The organism is Kitasatospora sp. NPDC023385, assembly GCF_055664045.1.
The window spans coordinates 79,612-101,566 of sequence record NZ_JBVOOL010000011.1 but is presented as its reverse complement, the minus strand read 5'-3'; the positions used below and the strand labels follow the sequence as shown (position 1 = coordinate 101,566).

Sequence of the window (21,955 nt, the reverse complement as noted above, 5' to 3'; positions counted from 1 at the left end):
CGACGTGGACGTGGACGAAACCCGTGAGCGAGCACGGCTCGACTGGCAGGCCGGGGCGATCTTCCGCCCGGTCCGGAACGGCAACGCCTTCGAGGAGACCGTCGAGAAGCTGCTCCAGGCCATCAAGCTCGGCGTCTTCGGCCTCGGCGACCGGCTGCCCGCCGAACGCGACCTCGCCACCCGGCTCGGCGTCAGCCGGGAGACCCTGCGCGAGGCGCTCCGCACCCTGCAGCAGGCCGGCTGCGTCGAATCCCGGCGCGGCCGGTACGGCGGCACCTTCGTCACCTACCGGATGCCCGCGCCGGACGTCGCCGACCTGCGCCGCGCCGCCCGCGACCTCGGCGGCGCGCTGGAGGACGCACTGACCTACCGCCAGGTGCTGGAGGTCGGCGCCGCCGAGGCGGCCGCCCGCCGGCCCCTCTCCGCCGACCAGCGGGCCCACCTGGAGAGCCGGCTGACCGATCTGGAAGGAGCCCCGGCCGAGCAGTACCGCCAGCTGGACTCGCGCTTCCACCTCGCCATCGGCGAGCTCACCGGCTCTCCCACCCTCGCCACGGCCATCGCCGGTGCCCGGATGCGCCTCAACGACCTGCTCAACGCCATCCCCATGCTGGACCGGAACATCGAGCACGCCGCCGAGCAGCACCGGGCAATGGTCCGGGCGATCCTCTCCGGCGACGGCGACGCCGCCCGACGCGCCACCGAGGAACACCTCGCCGCGACGGCCGCCCTGCTGCGGGGCTTCCTGGCCTGAAGCGCCGTCAGGCCCCTCCGCCACTCAGCTCCGAGCGCCGGAACCGCCCGTGGAGGGCTCCTCGGCAGCTCTCCACGGGCGGTTCGGTCCAGGTATCCGTCCAGGTATCCGTCTGGCTATCCGGAGAGTTCACCGTGGCGCTCGGCCGAGCCTCCGGGCGCCGGCACTCCCACTGGCGCGCCGGTCGCCCGGAAGCCGGACCTCAGCGCCGGGCGGCCGCTTCGACCCGGGTGCGCAGCGCGGCGTCGATGCCGCGCAGGAACTGTTCGAGGTCGCCGGGGTTGCGCGAGGTCACCAGCCGCCAGTCATTGGCATCATCCGTGACCAGCGGCTCGTCCACCCAGGTGGCACCGGCGTTGACCAGGTCAGTGCGCAGGGACGGGTAGGACGTGAGGCGCTTGCCGTGACCGACGCCGGCCTCAGCCAGCAGCCAGGGGCCGTGGCAGATGGCTGCGACCGGCCGCCCCGAGGTGGTGAAGGCGAGCACCGCGTCCACGGCGGGCTGCTGGAGCCTGAGGGTGTCCGCGTTGACGGTGCCACCCGGGATGAGCAGCAGGTCGTAGCCGGTGGCGTCGACCTCCTCGAGGGCGAGTGTCGCGGTCACCGTCTCGCCGGGATCCTTGTCCCCGACCAGGGTGCGGATCTCGCCCCGTTCGGGGGCGGCGATGTCGACGTGGATGCCGTTCTCGCGCAGATGCCTTACGGGGGCGAGCAGTTCGTCCTGTTCGACGCCGTAGTTCGTCACGATCGCCAGGACCTTGCCGTGCTGCTGGGTCATGTCTCCTCCTGTCCGTGGATCTCCTGCGGATGTGCGTCCGGGGGGTCAGCCCCGGCCGATACACTCCCCGCCGACCGCCTCTGCGCGGCCGGGGCGCTCCGGCCGACCGTGCGCCTGCCCGCCCCCGCCCGGCGCAACCCTCCGGCCCGCCGGAGTCCGCGCGGGCTACAGCCCGGCGGTGTAGGGGGCGATGCCGATGATCAGGATGTCGCGGCGGCCCTCGCTGCTGTCATCGCCGAGGCGGACCGGGCCGACGTAGTGGCTGACGCGGCAGTCGTGCACGCCGTAGCCGTCCAGCGGCTCGGTCAGGACGAAGCGGGCATGGACGGCCTCGGGCGCCAGTGCGTCGGGCCGCCGCCCAGCGCTCTCCGGCGTGGCGATGACGTTCTCGCCGCCCTCGACGTTCCGGCGACCGATCAGGTGGGCGAAGGTGAAGGTGGCCGGCGAACCGCCGTCCTGGTGAAGGCAGTCGGGCGAGGAGACCGCGATCTGCTCCCGGTCGCGCACCCCGAGTGCGATCAGGTGGACGCCGACGTAGACCGGCACCCGCCGGAGGTCCTCCAGCCACAGGGCGTGACCCAGGTCGGCGTGGATCAGGGCGTCGAGCAGCCGGTTGTCATGCAGGCCGGACGGGATGTCGGGCAGCCTCCGGAGCACGCGCGGGTACTCCGGGTTGTGCTCGTCCTGCCAGTACTCGGTGACGGTGCCGAACTCCTCGTCAGGCGCGCCGGGGATGTAGGACAGCTCGCCGGTCCACGGCAGGTACACGGCGTGCGAGTAGCGGCGGAACCGGTTGGTCGCCCGCGCGTAGGGATCCCGCGGCAGGTCCCGGTAGACAGCGGCGAGCTCGGCGAAGTCCGCCGCCAGGGCCCCGGCGTCGATGCCCAGGTCCGCGGCGCCCAGTCGGGCATAACCGTCCCGGCGGATCCTCGTGGCCTGCCCGGTCGGCTGGAGTCCGCCCGTCCGGCCGGTCGTGTTCGCGGTGTTCGCGGTGTCGTCCATCGACTGCTCCCAGCATTCCCGGCCGGTCTCCGGCACGGGTCCTTTTCCCGGTCCCTGGCAGGCCGTGCTTCCACGCTGGCATGCCCCGGGCGGCCGCACCGGCGTGGCATCCGCCGTCCGGACGAGCGCGGGGCCGCCCGGGCGATCGACTCCCGGGCTCAGGCGGGAGCCCGGGGCACGGAGGGAGGCCCGGACCGGAGCATGCAGTCCGCGAGGTCGTCCACGACGGCGGGCAGGCCTTCCGTCCGTTGCACGGCACGCTGGCGGTGGGCACCGCTGCCCCGGGTGGCCAGCCGCTCGACGAAGGCGGTGACCCGCTCCAGGTCTCCCATGTCCTCCAACGCGGCGCCGATGTGTTCCACCAGCCGCCCGGCCCGCTCCGGGGCCGGCAGCGCCCGCCCGCTCAGCGCGTCCGCTCCCGGGCCCGGCCAGCCGTCGCGGGTGGCATACCAGTACGCGCCCCGCAGCACCTCACCGCGCATCGGAGGGCCGGGATCGCCGCGCACCACCAGGCCGGCCGAGGTGACCACCAGCCCTCGGACGATGGCGGCGAGGGCGACCGAGTCGCCGGTCTCGGCCGGGACGTCCATGCACCGCACCTCCAGCGTCGGCAGGCTCGGGTGGGGTCGGGTGTCCCAGAACGGCAGCTCGGCGAACGAGCTCCCACCGACCTCCGCCATCGATGCCGCGACGCGCCGGTAGTCGTCGAAGGACTCGACCCACGGAGGCGGCCCGAGGGAGGGGAAGCGCAGCCGCAGCACCGAGCGCCAGCTCGCGTACCCGGTGTCCCGCCCGGCGTGGAAGGGCGAGTTGGCGCTCATCTCCACCAGCAGCGGCAGCCAGGGCCGCAAGTGGTTGCCGACCAGCGCCGCCACCTCGCGATCGGGCAGGCACACGTGGACGTGCAGGGCGCAGACGACGAGGTCGTCCACCATCGTCCGGAACAGCTCCACCCCGTCCTGGTACCGGGGATGGTCGCCGACCGGCGCCGCGCCTCCGCCGCCGAGCACGGGCGTCGCGCTGGGGCACAGCTTCTGGTCCTCGGCCGCGGCGCAGGCGGCGAGCTCCCGACGCAGCCTCGTCAGCCACTCGGACAATCCGTCCATCGTGGCGCACGGCGGTGTCCGGACCTCGACCTGGAAGTCCGTGAACTCCCCGGACACCAGCTCGCCCAGCACCTGACCGGCCCGGGTGGCCAGCCGCGGGCCGGCGGGCACCACGGCACGGGTGCGCGCGTCCACGAGGAAGTACTCCTCCTCCACACCAACCGTCGGCGGCAGCCCGCGCCCCGCACCCCGCTCAGTACCGTCGTCCACATCACCAGGGTCGTGCCCCCGGAGCGTGCTGTCATCCGGTGCCCGCGGACCGGCCCCGCTGCCCGGGCGTTGGACGCACCCGGGCACGGACTTCCTCGGCACCCCGGCCCGGCCGCGCGCCGAGGCGGCGCAGGCGCTGCCCCTCGGCCCGTACCGCGACGCCCTGCACCGCGGGTGCCTCGGCCGCGGCGCCGGTCAGGCGGGAGACGCCGCCTCGGCGGTCCCGACGCTTATTCGGTGGCCCGCCCTCCGCGGCCGCTCCTACAGTGGCCGCGGATCACTGACGTTCACGGGAGCCGGACATGCGCGTGCACTACCCCCGGACTCCGCATCTGCCCTGGTCACCGGGCGCGACCGCGGACGACGTACGGACCGGGGACCTCACCGCGCTGGCCGGCACCGAGGTCGTCGTCACCGAGAAGCTCGACGGGGAGAACACCACCCTCTACCGCGACGGCCTGCACGCCCGGTCGCTGGACTCCGCCCACCACCCCTCCCGCGCCTGGGTGAAGTCCCTGCAGAGCCGGATCGGCGGGCGGATCCCGGACGGCTGGCGGATCTGCGGCGAGAACCTGTTCGCCCGGCACTCGATCCCGTACACCGATCTGGAGAGCTGGTTCTACGGCTTCTCGGTCTGGACGGACCGGGACCACTGCCTGGGCTGGGACGACACCGTCCGCTTCCTGCGCCGCCTCGGCATCCCGGCACCCCGGGTGCTGTGGCGCGGCCGTTACGACGAACGGGCCCTGCGCTCCCTGAAGTCGGACCCCGACCGGCAGGAGGGCTACGTCGTCCGGACGGTGCGGGGCTTCCCCCGGGCCGCGTTCGGCGAACGGGTCGCCAAGTGGGTCCGCCCGCACCATGTGCGCACCGACACCCACTGGATGCACGCCGCCGTGGTGGCGAACGGGCTCGGCCCGAGCGCCGCGCTGTGGGCCGTACGGTCCGGCGCGCCGCCCGAACTCCCCGCCCTGGCCGCCGCTCTGGGGGTGGACGAACTCACCTGCCGGCCCGAGGAGCCGGCCGAGGTGTCGGCCCGGCTGGACGAGCTCGGCCGCGGCGGGGACGCCCGGCTGGCCGGGGTGCTCGCCACCGCCCTGCGTGCCGGACACCGACAGTCGCTGGTACCGCGGCTGGCCGGCCCGCTGGGCCTGCCGCTGGCCCGCCGGGTCGCCGACCTGGTCGGGCTGCACCCCGGCCTGCAGCAGCCGTACCCGGACGGGGAGCGCCGCGCCGGGCTGGTCCGGCTCTCCTGCGCCGCCGACCTCGGGGTCCTGCACGCCGTCGCCGCGGTGGCCGCCTCCGGGCCGGCGGAGCGCGAGCAGGTCGCCTGGTCCGCACTGCACGCCGAGGACGCCGGTCTGCTCGACGAGGCGCCGCTCGCTTGGCTGCGCTCCGGCCTGCGCGAGGCACTGGCCGGCCTCGACCGCGACGCCGCCGACCGCTGCTGGGCGCAGGCCCGGGAGGCGTACGCGCTCGGCCGGATCTCCACCGTCGAGGAGGCGGTCGCGGTCGCCTGGCGTTGGCGGGACGGCCGCTTCCCCCGGCTCGTCCACCTGTGCGGGCCGTCCGGCAGCGGCAAGAGCACCTTCGCCGCCGGGCTCACCGGCATCGGCGCCCGGATCAGCCTGGACGACCTGCGCACCGCCCGGGGCTCGCGCGCCGACCAGCGCGACAACGCCGCGGTCCTGCGCGAGGGCCTGGCCGGGCTGGACGCCGCCCTCGCGGGGGCGGTCGGCAGCGGCTCCGGCAGCCCTGACCCCGGCAGCCTTGATGCCGGCAGCCCGGGCGCCGCCCTCTGGGACGCCACCTCCCTCAACCGCCGGCAGCGCTCCCATGTCCACGCCATCGCGCAGCGCCGCGACGCCCTGGTCACCCAGGTGGTGCTGGTCGTCGGCGAGGGCGAACTGCTGCGCCGCAACGCCCTACGGCCCCACCCGGTGCCGACCGAAGTGCTCACCGCACAGCTCCACCGCTTCAGCCCGCCCTACCCCGGCGAGGCGCACCGCACCTGGTACGTCGGCCCGGGTGGCACCGTGGAGGACACGGCGGGCACGCTCGATGCCGAGGAGGACTGATGCGCCCCATCGAACAGATCTGCCAGCGCATCCGCTGGGACGCCCGCTTCGACCCGGCCCGGTTCACCCTGGGCGTGCGCCAGCGCGACGACCGCACCGAGCGCGTCCCGCTGGAGGCGTTCGCCGCTTCGGGCGACATCCCCTGGCACCGGGTGCGCCGGGTCGAGGCCGACGGCGTCGTGGTCTGGGACCGCGACTCCGGCGTTGACGTGCTCGACACCACCGAAGCAGGCCGCCGCACCGACCCGCGCCGCCTCCGGTCGCCCTTCTTCACGGCGACGACCCCGCACACCTGGCTCCCGGACGGCGGCTGGCAAGCCGCCGCCCCCGAGCCCGCACAGGCCGTCACCCCGACGACCTCGGCGGTCTCCCCCGCCCCGACCGGCACCAGCCTGCGCGTGGTCACCTGGAACACCCTGTGGGACCGCTACGACGCCGACCGGATCGCCACCGCCCGCCGCCGCCCGCTGCTGCTCGCCGCGCTGGAGGCCTGCGACGCCGACGTCATCGCCCTGCAGGAGGTCGAGCCTGCCCTTGTCGCCCTGCTGCTGGCCGCGCCCTGGATCCGCGCCGGGTACACGCTCGACACGGACCCGCTCGGGCGCGACGTCGACGAGCACGGCCTGCTGCTGCTCAGCCGGCTGCCGGTCCTGGAGGCCGGCCGGCACACGCTGGGCCCGCACAAGGCCGTCACCGCGATCACCGTACGGGCCGCGGGCGCGCCGCTGACCGTCGCCGCCGTCCACCTGAGCAGCGACCACTCCACGGACGGCCCGGCCCGCCGCCAGGCCGAACTCGCCCGGCTGGCCGAAGGGTTGGCCGGCGTCGAGGGCGAGCTGCTGCTGCTCGGCGACTTCAACGACGGCCGTTCCGGCCCGTCCGGCCCGGCCGCCGCACTCGGCCTGCGGGACGCCTGGACGCAGGTGCACGGGCCGTCCGACGACACCCCCACCTTCGACCCGAGGACCAACCCGCTCGCCGCGGTCTCCTCCCTGACCGGCCGCCCGGGCCGTATCGACCGCGTCCTGCACCGCGGCGACCGCACCCGTATCGTCCGCGCCGCACTGCTCGGCGACCGGCCGACCGCCGACGGGCTGCTCCCCTCCGACCACTACGGCGTGGCCGTGGACCTCGTCCTCGACGGAGACGGAGGTGGAGATGGAGGGGGCAGCGGACCGGACGACAGCGAGGCGCTGGACTTCCTCGTGGCCGAGCCCACCGCCCGCACCGCCGTCGCCTGGCTGCCGCCGGACGAGCTGCGGCCGCCGATCCAGCAGCTGCGCGCCGCGTACGACCCGCAGCTGCGCCGCTGGCCGCCGCACGTCAACCTGCTGTTCGGCTTCGTCCCGGAGGCGGCGTTCGACCGTGCGCTGCCGCTGCTGGGCACGGCCGCCGCCGAGGTGGCCCCGTTCACCGCGCGACTGGAGGGAGTGCACACCTTCGGGCACCGCGAGGACGCCACCATCTGGCTCGATCCGGCCGCCGCCTCCGCCGAGCCCTGGGCGGCGCTGCGACACGCGCTGGAGCGCCGCTTCCCGCGCTGCCGCGGCCGAGCGGAGGGCTTCACGCCGCATCTGACGCTCGGGCGCAGCACCGACCCGCAGCGCGTGGCCGCCGACTGTGCCGCCCGGTTCGGCGGGGTTTCGGCCCGGGTGGGCGCGTTGGTGGTGCTGTCCCGCCGGGGCTCCGAGCCGATGCGGCCGCGCGCGGTGGTCTCGCTCGGCACGGGCGAGGTGCGCCTGGTGCCCGAGGAGGCAACCGTCTCCCCGCGGCCGGAACCACCCCGACGGGCAGCCGCCGCAGGGGCGGTGGCGCAGCGCATCGTGGGGGCGCTGCCCGAGGGCGTGGTCCACACCGTCGGCTCGCGCCGGATGGGCTGCCAACTGGACGGCGCCGACCTGGACTTGGTGGCCGCCCTACCGGGCCCGGCCGACCTGCCGGGCGTCCGCGCCCGGGTGGCAGCCGCACTGCCCGACGCCCGACAGCTGCGCGACGTGCGCGGGGCCCGCGTCCCCGGGCTGCGGCTGGAGGTGGACGGCCTTTCCGTCGACCTCGCCGTCGTGTTCACCGGCTCACTCGATCCGTCCGAAGCGGTCGACCGTCGGGCGGAGTTGGGCGAGGCGGAGGCCGTCGCACTGAGCGCGGTCACGGACGCCGAGGCGGTCCTGGCGGCGCTCGGCGACCGGCACGCCCGGTTCGTCCGGCTGGCCCGCCAGGTCAAGGCCTGGGCCCGCGCGCGCGGACTGGACTCCGCGCCCTTCGGCCAACTGCCGTCGCTCGCCTGGTCGGTACTCGCCGCACGCACCGTCCTGGACGCCGACGACACCCACGGCACCGACACCGACGGCACCCACGGCACCCACGGCACCCACGGCACCCACGGCACCGACGACACCGACGACGCGGAGGGGGGCCTCTTCCGCCGGTTCGCCGAGACCTGGGCAAGCCGGGACTGGAGCCAACCAGTCGGCCTCATCGGCGAACCGACGAGGCGTCAGGATGATGACCCGGTCACCATTCTCACCCCCTCCGCGCCGATCCGCAGCTGCACCACCCAGGTGAGCGCCGACACCCGCGACCTGCTCGCCGAAGAGCTCTACCGCGCCTGGGAGCTCACCACCGAGCACGGCGGCCCCTGGCCCGCCCTGCTCACCCCGCCCCCGCTCCACCGCCGCCACGCCGCCTGGGCCGTGGTGAGCGCCCCCGACGAGTCCGCCGGCCTCGCCCGGGGCCGCCTGCGCACCCTCCTGTCCGCACTGGAGGGCGCGGGCGCCACCCACCTCCACGCCTGGCCCCACCCCTACCGGACCGCCGACGGCCTCCTCCACTTCCCCATCGGCCTCGGCCCGAGCCCGCTCACGGCGGACCGCCTCACCCCGGTCGCCGCCGCCTGGTGCCGCCACCTTCCCGGCGTCCGCGTGCAGCACACCGACGGAGGAGCCGTCCCCACCCTGACCCGCTGAATCTCGCGGGTCACGCTCACGTCCTTACTCCTCACCCTCTAGATCCGAAACTTTTATTGCGCAATTTATCCTTCGGACCTACCGTTGGGGGCATGCCCCAGCAGCCCGAGCCCGAGCGGATCACCGACCTCTCCCGCCTGAAGGCGTTCACCAACCCCTTGCGGATGCAGCTCTACCGGCTCCTCTACGCGGCGGGCAGCGCCACCGCATCCCAGCTCGCCGAGCAGGTCGACCAGGCGCCGTCCCTGGTCAGCTACCACCTGCGCAAGCTCGCCGAGCACGGGTTCGTCGCCGAGGCGAGCGGCCGCAGCAGCGACGGTCGGGAGCGGTGGTGGCAGGTCACCTCGGAGGAAGGCTGGGGCTTCCGCGAGTCCGACCTCGCCGACACGCCCGAAGGCGCCGCCGCCGTCGGCGCGGTGACCCGCGCCGTGGTCGATTCCCGCGCCGCCCAGTACCGCGCGCACCTGGACCAGAGCGCCGCCTGGGGCCGCGAGTGGACCGATGCCGCCTTCAGCACCGAATGGCTGATCGACCTCAACCCGGCCGAACTCGCGGAAATGGGAGAGGAGTTGCAGGACCTCGCGCGTCGCTGGCGGGAGCGCGGCAAGGCCGCCGGTGCGGCTGGCGACACCGAGGGCCGCGAGCACGTGTCCGTCCACCTGTACGGGTTCCCCTTCCGCCCCTGACCCCGCCGCCGACCCCAAACCGGCGCCGCTAAGGCCGCTCACGCCGCCCCGCTACCACCGCCCGACACCGCGCCGGCCGAGCCCCGCCCGGGCGAAGCGTGTCCCCGACCCGCCGGAGTCCCCCATGGCCGCCGCCGAGACGACCCTCCCCCGTCAGCCCGCCGCACCGCCCGCCCACCGCGACGCCAACGTGCTGCGCTGGCTCGGCGCCTACACCGCCTCCCTGGTCGGCGACAGCGTCTACTTCGTCGCCCTCGGCTGGTCCGCCCAGCGGGCCGCCGGCCCCACCGAGGTCGGTCTGGTGATGGCCGCCGGGGCGCTCCCCCGCGCGGTGCTGATGCTCGGCGGCGGTGTGCTGGCCGACCGCAGCGACCTTCGGCGGGTGATCCTCCGCAGCGACGCCCTGCGGTGTCTGCTGATCCTCTCCGTGGCCGCCGTCATCGCCCTGACCGCGCCCGCCCTCTGGCTGCTGGTCGCGGTCGCGCTCGTCTTCGGGGCCGTGGACGCGCTGTTCGTCCCCGCCGTCGGCGCCCTCCCCTCCCGGATCACCAGCCGCGACCAACTGGCCCGGGTCACCGGCCTGCGCTCGCTGTCGATGCGCCTCGGCCAGATCGCGGGCCCGCCGATCGGCGGCCTGGCCATGGGCCTCGGCGGCCCGGCCGCCGCCTTCGCCGCAGCCGGTCTCCTCTTCGCGGTCTCCGTCCCACTCCTGCTGACCGTACGGCTGCGCCCCCTCGATGCAGCCTCGGACGAAGCCCCGCACCGCCCCGGCACCGCCCGCGCGGACCTCCTCGACGGGCTGCGCTACATCCGCCGCCACCGCCTGATCGGCCCACTCGTCCTCGCCGGCGCCGTCTGCGAACTCGGCCTCACCGGCACCCTCAACGTCGGCATGGTGCTCCTCAACGCCGAACGCGGCTGGGGACCGTCCGGCTACGGCTGGATCGTCAGCTGCTTCGGCGGTGGAGCGGCTGCGAGCGCCGCGCTGCTCGCCGTCGTCGGCCGGCTGCCCCGCGCCGGCCTGACCATGGCGGGCACCCTGCTCGTCGGCAGTGTGGGCGCGGCGGCCCTGGCACTGGTCCCGCACCTGTGGACCGCCGCCGTACTGGCCGCTCTCCTCGGCCTGAGCGCGGGCGTCTTCGGCAGCCTGGACAGCGCCCTCATCCAGACCACGGCCGACCCCGCCTACCTCGGTCGGGTCACCTCCGTCATGATGCTCACCATGCTCGGCCTCGCCCCGCTCAGCTACCCCCTGGTCGGCGCCGCCATCGGCACCTGGGGCACCGCTCCCGTCTTCCTCGCCTGCGGCGCCCTCTCCTGCCTGGGCGCGGCCTTCGCCCTCACCTCCGGCCCAGTCCGACGCGCCGAACTGCCCCGCCGCCAACGGGAAACCCGCTCCCGCTGACGTCCCGACGCCCGCCTAGATCCTCTCTGGAGTCCGGATTCAGGTGGAGTCAAGCGTTTCCTGTTCGATTGGTTTGACCACCTGTTAGCGTGCGCGGATGGAAGATCTGGGACCTGTGGCTTGGCCGCCTGAGCCGATCAGGACCGCGAGGCTCGTGCTCCGTGAGCCCGAGGTCCGGGACCGTGCGGCGTTCATCGAGCTGCTCGCCTCGCCGGAGGTGCACACCTACCTCGGCGGCCCCCGGCCGCGTGACGAGCTTGAGCGTGAGATGCCCGAGGTGCCTGAGCGGTGGCCGGGGAGCTTCGTCGTTGATCTCGACGGGTCGATGATCGGCCAGATCCTGCTCAGGAGAGCAACGGGGCACCGTCGCCCGGCTGCCGCGGGGAAGGCCGATCTCGGCTACCTGTTCCTGCCGCGGGCGTGGGGATTCGGATACGCCACCGAGGCGTGCGCGGCGTCACTCGACTGGCTCGCCGGCGCGCTGCCCGGCGAGCCGGTGGTGCTCACCACCCAGAGCGCCAACGTCGGCTCGATGCGTCTCGCGGCGAAGCTGGGGTTCACCGAGGTAGAGCGGTTCGAGGCCTGGGGCGCCGAGCAGTGGCTCGGCATGTGGGCCGGCCACCGGCGCTGCCGCGCTTCTTGCGGTTGATCGGAAGGCGGGGTTCGATCAGGGCCCACTGCTGATCGGTCAGATCGCCTCGCGCCATGACTGATGGCCTACCAAAACCGAGCCTCCGCGCGTAGGCGATCTACCGAACTCGTGATGCGGACTCCAGACAGGACGTAGCGCCCCCGCGCCGACGGGTACGGCCCCGGGCTCCGGGGTCAGCTCCGCTGGTGGTCGCCCGTCCCGCCGTCGATCAACTCCCGCAGGATGTCCAGGTGTCCGGCGTGCCGCGCGGTCTCCGTCGTCATGTGGATGAGCACCCAGCGCAGCGAGACGGTGTTGCCCGACCAGGACGTCCCGAGGTCGTCCAGCCCGAGCTCCCGGATCACCTCGTCGGCACCGGCCCGGGCCCGGGCGTAGAACGCCAGCACGTCCGCCGTCGACTCGTGCGGCTCCACCCGCATGTCGGACGTCTCGTCGGCGTCGACGTCGAACGGGAGCGGCCCGGTCTCCCGTCCGAACGCCTCCCGGAACCAGCCGAGTTCGGCGCCCCCGAGGTGCTTCACCAGCCCCAGCAGGTTCGTCCCCGACGGCGTCATCGGTCGGCGCAACTGCTCGTCGTCCAGGCCCTGCACCTTCCACAGCACCACCTCGCGGTGCCGGTCCAGCGCCGCGTGAAGGCTCTCCTTCTCCTCGCCCGTGAAGGGCACGCTTCTCATCATGCGCGGACCGTACCACCCGTCACCGACAGGCCCGCCCGCCGCAGCGGTGACCGATCCCGCTCAGGGCCGCGGCCGCCGACCGTCCGGGATCACGGGTGCGCCCCGTCCCCGTACACGCCGCCCGCCCGGTCGGTCAGGCCCGCCATGAACTCCGCGTGCGCGAGGTTCATGTACGGCAGCGGACGCCACCTCGCGCGGTGGTCGGGGTGCTCGCGGAACCGCGCCGCCGTCCCGCACAGCCCGTGCGGTTCCCCTGGGCTCGGACGGTACATATCCTGACTGACCGTCAGATCTGCGTGACGTACTGTCCCGTCGCGTCCGGGCCCGACCCTAGCCCTCCCGCACGGGCGCCACGACGGATTCCCGAATCCCCCCGCAGGTCGGCCCCACCTGCCACCATGGGCGCCGCCCGCACACCACCCCGGCCGCGCAACACGCCTGCCGCGCCTTGGCCTTCACACCGGTGCGAGGACAGATGATGGTCCCATGACCGCCACACCTTTCGACCCGTACGCGCTGCTCGCACAGAGCCGCCTCGGCGTGCTCGCCACCATCAAGACCGACGGACGCCCCCAGCTCTCCCCCGTCATGCCGTTCTACGACCGGGAGGCGAACGCCATCCTGATCTCCACCCGGGACGGACTGGCCAAGACGGCCAACCTGCGCAGGGATCCCCGGGTCAGCCTGGAGGTGACCGGGCCGGACGGACGCTCCTGGGCCACCGCCGAGGGCGCCGCCACCCTCACCGGCCCGGGCACCGACCCCGACGGCCCCGAAGTCGAGGCGCTGGTCGACTACTACCGCCGCGCCGCCGGGGAGCACCCCGACTGGGCGGAGTACCGCGCGGCGATGGTCGCCGACCGCCGGGTCCTCCTCACCATCCCGGTCGACCACGTCTACGGCACCCACCTCTGAACCACCCGGCCCGGCCGCCGCTCCGTCGGGGCGGCGGCCGGGCCACGCTGGGCCAGCGTAGGGCCCGCGCCGCTGACCGGCGCCGGTCAGCGCAGCGTCGCGGTGACCACCGTGGCGTCCAGGTCCTCGTGCCGGCTCTCCACCGCCGCCAGCCCGGCCGCCCGGGTCACCGCGAGGGCCGTCTGCCCCTGCCGCTCGCTGGTCTCGAACAGCAGCGACCCGCCCGGCGCGAGCCACCGCGGCGCCTCCGCGACCATCCTGCGCAGCACGTCCAGGCCGTCCGCGCCGCCGTCCAGCGCCGGCCGGGCCTCGTGCAGCCGCGCCTCGGGCGGCAGCAGGGCGAGATCGCCGGTCGGGACGTACGGGACGTTGGCGATCAGCACGTCCACCCGGCCGCGCAGCGCGTCGGGCAGGGCGGCGAACAGGTCGCCCTCGTACACCCGCGCCCCGGTCCCGGCCAGGTTGCGGCGGGCGCAGCGGACGGCGGTCGGATCGATGTCGGCCGCGTGCAGTTCGACGGGGTGCGCTGCCCCGGCCGCCACGGCCGCGCCCAGCGCGCCGCTGCCGCAGCACAGGTCGAGGACGACCGCGCCCGGGCCGGCCAGCGCGGTCGCGGCGGCGGCCAGGAACTCGCTGCGCCGGCGCGGCACGAAGACCCCCGGGTCGACGGCGATCCGCAGACCGGCGAACTCGGCCCAGCCGACGACGTGTTCGAGCGGGCGTCCGTCGGCGCGGGCGCGGACCATGGCGGCCAGATCGGCGGGCGAGGCGGCGGCGGCGAGCAGGACGCGCGCCTCGTCCTCGGCGAACACGCAACCGGCGGCGCGCAGCCGGGAGACCACCGAGGAACGGAGGGTGGCGGAGGAGAAGACCGGCAAGAGAAACCCCTCGGGGGAAGACGGGAGGAAGACGGACGAAGAAGAACGAACGACTCCGTCAGGGCTCCCGCAAGGGCCGACACCGCGTCGGCGCGCCCTCCGCGCTACGCGCGCGAGGCGCCCGCACGGCCGCGCTCCGGGAGCACCCGCTCGGACATTCCGGTAATGGGTCTCACCTCCCTGAGTCGCGGTCATACTCGGCGTCGGCCACCCTACCGCACGGCCGGAGGGCCCTGACGGCATCGAGCCCGACGGCAACGGGCCCGGCAGCAACGGGCTCGACGGCAACGGGCAGGGCCCCGCGGCACCCGGCGGGCTCCCGACCGCCGAGTCGGTCGATCCCCCCGCGCCCTCGCACCACCGCGCCACGCGGACGGCGAGGCCGGTCCAGCTCCCCAACACCGCAGGTGCGGAAGGGATGACCCGCGGGGCCAGGGCGTGCAGAACCGTCGCAGGCCAGGCCACGCTCCACCCCGAGCCGAGCACTACCCGCCACGGAACGTACGCCGTGCCGGCGGATGACGCGCAGACGGGCAGACGGGCAGACGGGCAGCACCACCGACACCCTCAGGCGGACTGCGGCTGCGGGGCCGGTGGCCTGGTGCGGTAGGCGCCGGCGGTGCCCGGCGGGACGAGGCAGGGCAGCAGCCAGTCCCAGAGGGCGCCGACCCGCCGGGCGCGCTCCTCGGCGGGGCAGCCGTCGGCGAACACCACCTCCAGGCCACAGGCGGTGGTCACCACCAGGGTCTCCGGGCCGAGGCCGCCCGAGCGGCCGCGCAGTTCCCCAGCGCGGCGGGCCCCGGCCAACAGGTCCCGGACGACGGCCGCCCAGACGCTGTGGAAGCCGCGCATGCCCGCGAAGGCGTACTGCGGATCCATCGACCTGAGATCCGTCGCCCTGGGATCCGTCGGCCCGGGATCCGTCGGCCTGGGGTCAGGCTGCCTCGGCTCCGCCGGCCGGAATTCCGACTGCCGAGCGACCGCCGCTCGGGCTGCACCGACCGTGGGCTCGTCCGGTTCCCGTTCGCCCCGCCCGGGCTCCGTCTGCCAGCCGCCGTCCTCACGGCCGAGGCGGAACGCCGCCCGGACCACCGGGTCCGCCCCCAGGGCGTCGACCAGCCAGTATCCGGCGTCAATCAGCCCCTGGAGCGGTGATGAGGAGACGCGCGGGTCGCCGCAGGCCGACCGCAGTGAGCGCTCGGCCTGGGCGAACACGGCTCTGGCCAGCTCCTCCTTGGAGGCGAAGTGGAAGTAGAGCGCCCCCTTCGTCACCCCTGCGGCGGCGGCGATCTCGCCGAGGGTGGCACCGGCGTAACCCCGGCGGTCGAACAGCGCCGCCCCCGCTTCGACCAGCCGCCCGCGCGTCCGTTCCGACCTCTCCTGGACCACCCGTCCCACAACTCCTCACGACGACAAGCACGTTACGACCGGAGCCGCGTGGCCCCCGGTCGACGCCGGGGGCCACCGACCGTCCTGCTCAGCCGACCCGGCTCAGCCCGACCCTGCCCAGCCGGGCCGCCGTGGCCTCCGGCCCCGCAGCGGCAACCCCAACGGCAACCGCAGCCGCAGTCGCGGCGGGTTCGCGCTCCGCCCGCTCGGGGGCGGTGAGCAGGATGGAGCGCTGCAGGCGGCGCAGTCCGACCGAGGGCTCCATGCCCAACTCCCGCACCAGGGTGTTCCGGAGTCGCTGGTAGGCCTCCAGCGCCTCGCCTCGGCGGCCGGATCGGTGGAGGGCGACCATGTACTGGCCGTGCAGGCTCTCGTGGGTGCGGTAGCGGTCGATCAGGACGGTGAGTTCGGCGAGCAGTACCCGGTGGCGACCCAGCCGCAGGTCGGCGTCGATCCGCTGGTCCAGCGCGCAGAGCCTGGTCTCCTCCAACCGCCTGGCCTCGACGGCGAGTTGGCCGCCGACTGGGACGTCCGCGAAGGCCGGTCCGCGCCACAGCGCCAGCGCCTCGCCCAACTGCCGGGCGGCCAGCGGGTGGTCCTCCGCGTCCATCGCCCGGTAGCCCATGCCGGCCAGCCGCTCGAACTCCCGGACGTCCGTCACCCCGCCGCCGCTGTTCAGCATGTAGCCGCCGGGCGAGGTGACCAGGACGTCCTTGGCGCAGGACACCCCCGCCGCCGCGCCGGCCCGGGCGAGCGCCCGGTCGATCAGGTCGCGCAGTTGCAGGACATACGTCTGCACGGTGGTGCGCGCGCTGCGTGGCGGGTGGCCGGACCACAACTCGTCGGCCAACACCCCCGCCGGAACCACCTGGTCCGCACGGAGCGCCAGCACCCCCAACACCTGGCGCGGCTTCGGTGCCGACGGCACCACCGACACCCCGCACACTCGGACGTCCAACGCCCCGAGCACCCGAATTTCCACGATGACCACCCCAATCACACGGAACGCCGCAAGCTTCTCCGCTGCGGCCGGCACCCGGGTCGACACCCCTGGGGGCAACTGTCACCAGTGAAAAACAGGACGCACGGTTTGTCAATACAAAACCGAACGTGCTGTTTGTTTTTTGGCGCGGCCGACTGCTGTACGGTTCCGCGCTCCGAGACAAACCAAAGGCGGCGCCGGACCCCCGTGAGTCCCGCCGCCGCCAGTGCGTCCGCGCCCGCCCCATCTCCCGGTCGGTAGCAGGTGCGCTGAGCCCTCGTCAGTCGACTCAGCCCACGCCGGCCCCCGCCGGCGCCGCGACCGGAGCCTCGACCGCTGCCCCGACTGTCGCCTCGCCGCGCTGCTCGCCGCGTTCCTCACCGCTCGCCCCTATGGCACGGGTCGCCGCGGCCTCCGCGGCCTCCGCGACCACCTGGGCACCGCGCTCCGGACCCATCTGCAGCGAACCGAGCACTCCCGGCACCGCGATGCTCGGCATCAGGTGCTGGAAAAGTCCGGATACCCGCAGTTCCAAGTCCGCACGGCCGCACAGCTTCTGAGACTGGATCTGGACGCCCGTCCACGCGGCGATGATCAGCCACGCGGTGTCCGCCGGAACGACATGCGGCAGCAGCTCGCCACGCTCACCGGCCGCGACGAGCAGCGCCTCCATCCGACCGATCCACCCGGGGATCGCGCCGCCTCCGAGATCGTCGAACACGTCCTGGCCGAGCGACAGCCGGGCTCCCGCACTCAGCAGCGGGTCACGCGGCATCAGGTGCGCCACCACCATCCCGGTGTCCACGAACTCCTGGAGCTTGCAGCTCCGTTCGGGAACTCCGTCCTGGGCGAACTGCTCCTCCACGACACCCTGCGCAAGATCACGCTTCGACGCGAAATGGAAATACACCGCACCACGCGTCACACCGGCCCGGGAGACCACCTCACCGATGGTCGCCCCCTCGTACCCGAACTCGTCGAACACCGACGCCGCCGCCTCCAGGATCAGCCGACGCGTCCGGAGCGCCCGCTCCTGCCGTACCACCGCAATCACCCCGCCCTGAGCTGCCGGAAAAGCAAACCAAACACCCCGTATCTTAGCTATGCCTCACCCGCAACCGACAAGACGCGGTCGGTGAATCCCCCAAGGCCAGTCCCCTCACCCACAATCCGCCGAGCCTCGTCGCAACTCCCGTCACCATCCGTCCCACGATCAAGCTGCATCGGCGCCCACCGAACCGCTCCTTTCATCAGAAAAACCGAACGATCGGTTTCCTATGCCATCCGAAGAATGGCACAGCCGAAGGCGCACCTACCGCCTCCACAACCGAACGGTTGAGTATCCGGGTGAGGCGGCGTAGCGTTGTTCTCAACCAATCGGTTGAGGATGAGCAGGAGTGTGTGGTGGCTGTCGACCAACTGTCCCGGGCGTTCGTGGCGCTCTCGGATCCGACGCGGCGCGACATCGTGACGCGGCTGGCGGTACGGGACGCGTCCGTCGGTGAGTTGGCAGAGTCCTATGCGATGTCCATGCAGGCCGTCTCCAAGCACCTGAAGGTGCTGGAGGATGCCGGGCTGGTGAGTCGCAGCCGGGACGGGCAGCGGCGGCCGTGCCACTTGGAACCGCAGGTGTTCGACTTGATGACGACCTGGATCGAGCGGTACCGGCGCCAGGCCGAGGAGCGGTTCAGCCGCCTGGATGTCCTCCTCTCAGGCTTGGCGGACGACCACGTCGACCACGTCGACCACGTCGACCACGGCAATCAAGACAACCCAGGCGAAAACAGCGCAGCCAACGAAAACAACGAAGGCGACGAAGGCAACAACCGACCCGAGCACACCGAAGGAGCCCCGTCATGACCTCCCCCACCGACCGCACCGACCGTGAAACCCGGATCGAAGCGGACCCGCAGCTGCCCACCATCCGGATCGTCCGCGAGTTCGACGCCCCGCAGGAGCGGGTGTTCCGGGCCTGGATCGAGCCCGAGCTGGTCGCCCGATGGCTCGGACCGCAGGACCTCGACATGAAGATCGACGCCTGGGAGGGTCGCACCGGCGGGCGCTACCGCTACTCGATGCACCGCGAGGGCCAGGAGGTCGCCGCCTTCTACGGCTCCTTCCACGAAGTCCGGCCGGCCACGCGGCTCGTCCAGACCTTCACGTTCGAGGGCGTGCCGGACGGCGTCTCGCTGGACACCGCGACCTTCGAACCCGCCGGGGAGGGCCGCACCCGCGTCACCGTGCTGTCGGTGGTCGACAGCCTCGCGGCGCGGGACGCCATCCTGGCCAGCGGCATGGAGCACGGCGTGGTCGAGGGATACCGGAAGCTGGACGCCCTGCTCGCCACGCTCTGACGCACAGCACGCCGCACTCCACGCGCGGCACGCCGCATCGCAGCCGGCCCGCGCGCACCCGGCCGCTCAGGGCAGGACGGCCACCGCCTCCACCTCCACCAGCTGGTCGTGGTAGCCCAGCACCGTCACCCCGAGCAGGGTGCTGGGCGCGTCGTGCTCCCCCATGTACGAGCGGTACACGTTCCACACCTTCACCAGGTCGGCTTGGTCGGCGGAGGCCACGTACACGGTGGTCCGGGCGAGGTCGGTGAGCCCGGCGCCCGCCTCCTCCAGCACGGTTATCAGGTTGCGCATCACCTGGTGGGCCTGCCCCTCGTAGTCACCGACGGCGACCGTCCAGCCCTCCTCGTCGAGCGGGCAGGCCCCGGCGAGCCAGAGCGAACGGGCCGGGGCGTCGACCAGCGCCCCGTAGGCGTAGTCGACGGCCGGGGTGAGCCGCGTGGAGCGGATCAGCTTGACGGCGCTGCTCATGGGTCCTCCGACGGTCCGACCGAACGTTCGCGCCCATCGTTGGCCTCGCCTGAACGATCGTCAAACCATTTACCGGCGAACGTCGCTCCGTTTCAGGGCCCGTGCGCGCGCGATTCACCGTTCCGGGTGATGGCGGACGGCCCCACCGGAACGGGATCCTGGTGCGCACCCGTACCACGACCGCCCCGGGAGCCGCCTCATGGAACCCCGACCGCCCGACCGCGACCAGGCCTGCGAGGCCGGATCCGCCGGCGTCGGACGTCGTCGCATGCTCGGCCTCGCGCTCGGGGCGGGCCTCGTCCCCACGCTCGCCCCGGCAGCGCACGCGACGCCCACCGCCACCACCACCGGCGCACCCGCGTCCGCCCCAGCACCAGCACCAGCACCCGCACCGCCCACGGCGACGCCGCCGTCCGCCGCCGCGCTGGGCCGCCGGGTCGCCGCCGTGGCCGCAGCGCAGATCGGCGTGCCGTACGCCTGGGGCGGCGGCGACCGCCTCGGTGCGGGCCTGGGCTTCTGCGACGACGAGAACGGCTACCTCGACGGCCAGTGCCTGGGCGAGAAGACGGTCGGCTTCGACTGCAGCGGCCTGTCGCTCTACTGCTGGTACCGGGCCAGCCACGGCACGGTCGAGCTGGGGCACTACACCGTCGCGCAGTTCAACCGCAGCGCCCCGGTGGCGCGCGACGCGCTCGCCCCTGGCGACCTGCTGTTCTTCTCCCGCCCGGACGCGCCCCTGCACCACGTCGGCATCCACGTCGGGGACGGCGCGATGATCCACGCCGAGCGCACCGGCACGCTGGTCGCCCGGGTGGAGCACGTGCTGGACATCCCGCGCTGGGCTGGCGAGTTCGCGGGCGCCCGCCGCCCCGGGCAGCCCACCGCCTGATGCCCACCGCCTGACGCCCGGCGCGGGCGCCCCCGCTCACAGCCCGCTGCCCCGCTCCCCCAACCCCTGGTGGACCCGCAGCAGGAGCCGCTGCAACAACTGCCGCTCCGCCGGGTCCAGCGGCGCGAGCACCTCGTCCTGCACCGCCCGCGCAGCGCCGTCGAGTTCGGCGAGCAGCGCCCGTCCGGCGTCGGTGATCGAGACCGAGACCCGGCGCCGGTCGGCCTGGTCCCGGGCGCGCTCGACGTACCCGGCGGCGGCGAGCTGGTCGGCGACCTTGGCCAGGTCGCTCGGGTCGATGCCCAGCCGCCGCACCAGGTCGCGCTGGGCCTGGGGGCCGAAGTCGGCGAGCGACGCCAGCACCGCCATGTCCCAGAGCCGCAGGCCGCGTCCGCCGAGCTGCTCGGCGAGCCGGCCGCGCGCGGTCTTGCCGACCCGGGAGAGCAGGTAGGTGCTCAGGTCCAGCAGGGTCGGCGGGAGCTCGGAGGCGGGCGTCGGGAGGTCGGGGGCGGGCGTCGGGAGGTCGGGGGCGGGCGGCGGAGTCTCGGAGGTCATGGCGGCATTCTAGGGTCTATCCCTATAGTGGGTTGACACCCACCATCCGTGGGTTCCAGCCGACCGAACCCAGGAGTTCGACCGTGGACGCCCTGTACCCCCGCCTGCTCGTCACCCGCTTCGCCGACTGCTTCGCCTTCTACCGCGCGATACTCCCGCCACTCGCCGGCGCCACCCTGGTCAAGGGCTCGCCCGAGGGCCCGTACGCCAACTGGGACGCCGCCGACCAGGCCGTCCTGGTGCTCTACGACCGCTCCGCGATGGCCGCCACCCTCGGCACCACCGGCCTGCCCGCCCACCCCACCGCACCCGCGCAGGACGCCGCGATGCTGGTCCTCCGGGTGGACGACGTGGACGCCGCCCTCGACCTCTGTCTGCGCCACGGTGGCACCCCGGCCGTCCCGGCGACCGACCGACCGGAGTGGGGACCGAACCTGCGCACCGCCCATCTGCGCGACCCCGACGGCCACTTGGTCGAGCTGCAGTCCTACTGACCCGCCCCGCGTACGCCCGCCGCCCGCCACCCGCCCGCCTGGGAGAGCACCCAAGGGCGGCACCCCGGCGGGCGGCGGGCGAGCCGTCAGCTGTGGTACACCTGCAGCTCGCGCACGGCGTCGTTGAACTTCGATCCGAGGTAGCCGGCCGGCAAGCCCAGGACCTCCTCGTCACCGAGCGACGACCAGAGGTGGACGGTGTTGCAGTTGTTGTACCCCTGCATCGACGACACGCTCAGCGCCACGTCGATGTAGTTGACCAGGTGGTATCCGGTCGAGTCACAGCCGCCCGCGTCCCCGTAGAACGTGTAGATGACGCCGCCGCCGTAGTTGACGTCCTTGTACTCCTCCAACAACAGCGTGCGGTCGGCCGGTTGCTCCGCCGTGCGGGTCCGGCCGTCGGCCAGGGCGAGCGCGTCGGCCCGGGAGTCCGGCGAGCAGGCGCGGCCGAGGAGGGGCGAGGCACCGTCCGCGCCCGGCACGTGCCCGAGCACGGCGGCGCAGTACCGGACGTCGGGTACGGGCAGCGGGCGGAGCCGGGCCGAGCCAGCCGGGGCCGCCGGGGCGGCGGCGACCGCCCCGACGAGGGCGAGACACCCGGCGACTGCGGGCGCGACGAGTCTGTGCGGGATGCGCGGGATGCGCGGGATGCGCGGGATACGTGGGACGCGCATGGGATACCTCCGGTACAGGGACGAGTGGGGACAGCGGCGGCCC

At 74.0% G+C, this 21,955-nt stretch carries 23 protein-coding genes; 11 read left to right on the top strand and 12 right to left on the bottom strand.

The features are described from left to right. Positions 1–4 precede the first annotated feature (4 nt). Entirely contained in the window at positions 5–754 is a 750-nt protein-coding gene (locus AC0B61_RS19010) for a FadR/GntR family transcriptional regulator (RefSeq protein WP_471741849.1), read from the top strand. Positions 755–956: 202 nt separating this feature from the next. On the opposite strand, the gene AC0B61_RS19005 is transcribed toward AC0B61_RS19010, so the two are convergent. From AC0B61_RS19005 to AC0B61_RS18995, 3 genes are all read right to left on the bottom strand, one after another. Continuing rightward, positions 957–1,532, bottom strand: coding sequence for a type 1 glutamine amidotransferase domain-containing protein (locus tag AC0B61_RS19005; protein ID WP_471741848.1), 576 nt, complete (start codon positions 1,530–1,532; stop codon positions 957–959). Between the two features lie 165 nt (positions 1,533–1,697). Beyond that, on the bottom strand, positions 1,698–2,534 hold the full coding sequence (locus AC0B61_RS19000; RefSeq protein WP_471741847.1) for a 2OG-Fe dioxygenase family protein: 837 nt from the start codon (positions 2,532–2,534) through the stop codon (positions 1,698–1,700). A 158-nt stretch (positions 2,535–2,692) separates the two neighbouring features. Then, positions 2,693–3,850 carry a carboxylate-amine ligase gene (locus AC0B61_RS18995; RefSeq protein ID WP_471741846.1) on the bottom strand — a complete coding sequence of 386 codons (1,158 nt, stop codon included), beginning with the start codon at positions 3,848–3,850 and terminating at the stop codon, positions 2,693–2,695. A 302-nt stretch (positions 3,851–4,152) separates the two neighbouring features. Here AC0B61_RS18995 and AC0B61_RS18990 point away from each other — a divergent pair, with 302 nt between their 5' ends. From AC0B61_RS18990 to AC0B61_RS18970, 5 genes are all read left to right on the top strand, one after another. Then, positions 4,153–5,928 (top strand): RNA ligase family protein, encoded by a 1,776-nt coding sequence (locus AC0B61_RS18990; RefSeq protein WP_471741845.1) that lies wholly within the window; start codon positions 4,153–4,155, stop codon positions 5,926–5,928. Then, positions 5,928–8,891, top strand: a complete 2,964-nt coding sequence (locus tag AC0B61_RS18985; RefSeq protein WP_471741844.1) for an RNA repair domain-containing protein — start codon at positions 5,928–5,930, stop codon at positions 8,889–8,891. Before AC0B61_RS18990 ends, AC0B61_RS18985 begins: the two co-directional genes overlap by 1 nt. 92 nt (positions 8,892–8,983) lie before the next feature. Next, the gene (locus AC0B61_RS18980) at positions 8,984–9,577 is read left to right on the top strand and encodes an ArsR/SmtB family transcription factor (RefSeq protein ID WP_471741843.1); all 594 of its coding nucleotides are present in this window, start codon (positions 8,984–8,986) and stop codon (positions 9,575–9,577) included. Positions 9,578–9,701: 124 nt separating this feature from the next. After that, a complete protein-coding gene (locus AC0B61_RS18975) occupies positions 9,702–10,982 on the top strand; it encodes an MFS transporter (protein ID WP_471741842.1) in 1,281 nt (426 codons plus the stop codon). 97 nt (positions 10,983–11,079) lie between these two features. After that, positions 11,080–11,631 (top strand): GNAT family N-acetyltransferase, encoded by a 552-nt coding sequence (locus tag AC0B61_RS18970; RefSeq protein WP_471741841.1) that lies wholly within the window; start codon positions 11,080–11,082, stop codon positions 11,629–11,631. Between the two features lie 176 nt (positions 11,632–11,807). Here the strand turns inward: AC0B61_RS18970 and AC0B61_RS18965 are convergent, their stop codons facing one another. Both AC0B61_RS18965 and AC0B61_RS18960 read right to left on the bottom strand, forming a co-directional pair. Continuing rightward, positions 11,808–12,311: a DinB family protein gene (locus tag AC0B61_RS18965; RefSeq protein WP_471741840.1), complete on the bottom strand. Its 504-nt coding sequence runs from the start codon at positions 12,309–12,311 to the stop codon at positions 11,808–11,810. An 89-nt stretch (positions 12,312–12,400) separates the two neighbouring features. Beyond that, a complete protein-coding gene (locus AC0B61_RS18960) occupies positions 12,401–12,583 on the bottom strand; it encodes a hypothetical protein (RefSeq protein ID WP_471741839.1) in 183 nt (60 codons plus the stop codon). Positions 12,584–12,797: 214 nt separating this feature from the next. On the opposite strand from AC0B61_RS18960, the gene AC0B61_RS18955 reads away from it, so the two are divergent. Further along, on the top strand, positions 12,798–13,226 hold the full coding sequence (locus tag AC0B61_RS18955; protein ID WP_471741838.1) for a PPOX class F420-dependent oxidoreductase: 429 nt from the start codon (positions 12,798–12,800) through the stop codon (positions 13,224–13,226). 86 nt (positions 13,227–13,312) lie between these two features. Here AC0B61_RS18955 and AC0B61_RS18950 read toward each other — a convergent pair whose 3' ends face one another. From AC0B61_RS18950 to AC0B61_RS18935, 4 genes are all read right to left on the bottom strand, one after another. After that, on the bottom strand, positions 13,313–14,104 hold the full coding sequence (locus AC0B61_RS18950; protein WP_471741837.1) for a putative protein N(5)-glutamine methyltransferase: 792 nt from the start codon (positions 14,102–14,104) through the stop codon (positions 13,313–13,315). A 567-nt stretch (positions 14,105–14,671) separates the two neighbouring features. Continuing rightward, positions 14,672–15,493: a TetR family transcriptional regulator gene (locus AC0B61_RS18945; RefSeq protein ID WP_471741836.1), complete on the bottom strand. Its 822-nt coding sequence runs from the start codon at positions 15,491–15,493 to the stop codon at positions 14,672–14,674. 88 nt (positions 15,494–15,581) lie between these two features. Next, positions 15,582–16,475, bottom strand: a complete 894-nt coding sequence (locus AC0B61_RS18940; RefSeq protein ID WP_471741835.1) for an AfsR/SARP family transcriptional regulator — start codon at positions 16,473–16,475, stop codon at positions 15,582–15,584. 289 nt (positions 16,476–16,764) lie between these two features. Beyond that, positions 16,765–17,520: a ScbR family autoregulator-binding transcription factor gene (locus tag AC0B61_RS18935; RefSeq protein ID WP_471741834.1), complete on the bottom strand. Its 756-nt coding sequence runs from the start codon at positions 17,518–17,520 to the stop codon at positions 16,765–16,767. Positions 17,521–17,879: 359 nt separating this feature from the next. On the opposite strand from AC0B61_RS18935, the gene AC0B61_RS18930 reads away from it, so the two are divergent. Next, positions 17,880–18,335, top strand: coding sequence for an ArsR/SmtB family transcription factor (locus AC0B61_RS18930; protein WP_471741833.1), 456 nt, complete (start codon positions 17,880–17,882; stop codon positions 18,333–18,335). Then, the gene (locus AC0B61_RS18925; RefSeq protein ID WP_471741832.1) at positions 18,332–18,829 is read left to right on the top strand and encodes an SRPBCC family protein; all 498 of its coding nucleotides are present in this window, start codon (positions 18,332–18,334) and stop codon (positions 18,827–18,829) included. The genes AC0B61_RS18930 and AC0B61_RS18925 overlap by 4 nt, the downstream gene beginning before the upstream one ends. A gap of 66 nt (positions 18,830–18,895) precedes the next feature. Here AC0B61_RS18925 and AC0B61_RS18920 read toward each other — a convergent pair whose 3' ends face one another. Further along, complete coding sequence (locus tag AC0B61_RS18920; protein ID WP_471741831.1) at positions 18,896–19,300, bottom strand: RidA family protein; 405 nt, start codon at positions 19,298–19,300, stop codon at positions 18,896–18,898. A 199-nt stretch (positions 19,301–19,499) separates the two neighbouring features. On the opposite strand from AC0B61_RS18920, the gene AC0B61_RS18915 reads away from it, so the two are divergent. Beyond that, positions 19,500–20,189, top strand: a complete 690-nt coding sequence (locus AC0B61_RS18915; RefSeq protein WP_471741830.1) for a C40 family peptidase — start codon at positions 19,500–19,502, stop codon at positions 20,187–20,189. Between the two features lie 36 nt (positions 20,190–20,225). On the opposite strand, the gene AC0B61_RS18910 is transcribed toward AC0B61_RS18915, so the two are convergent. Beyond that, positions 20,226–20,744 carry a MarR family winged helix-turn-helix transcriptional regulator gene (locus AC0B61_RS18910; protein ID WP_471741829.1) on the bottom strand — a complete coding sequence of 173 codons (519 nt, stop codon included), beginning with the start codon at positions 20,742–20,744 and terminating at the stop codon, positions 20,226–20,228. Between the two features lie 83 nt (positions 20,745–20,827). Between AC0B61_RS18910 and AC0B61_RS18905 the strand changes: the two genes are divergently transcribed. Further along, positions 20,828–21,238 carry a VOC family protein gene (locus AC0B61_RS18905; protein WP_471741828.1) on the top strand — a complete coding sequence of 137 codons (411 nt, stop codon included), beginning with the start codon at positions 20,828–20,830 and terminating at the stop codon, positions 21,236–21,238. 86 nt (positions 21,239–21,324) lie between these two features. Here AC0B61_RS18905 and AC0B61_RS18900 read toward each other — a convergent pair whose 3' ends face one another. After that, a complete protein-coding gene (locus AC0B61_RS18900) occupies positions 21,325–21,912 on the bottom strand; it encodes a hypothetical protein (RefSeq protein ID WP_471741827.1) in 588 nt (195 codons plus the stop codon). Between the last annotated feature and the right edge of the window lie 43 nt (positions 21,913–21,955).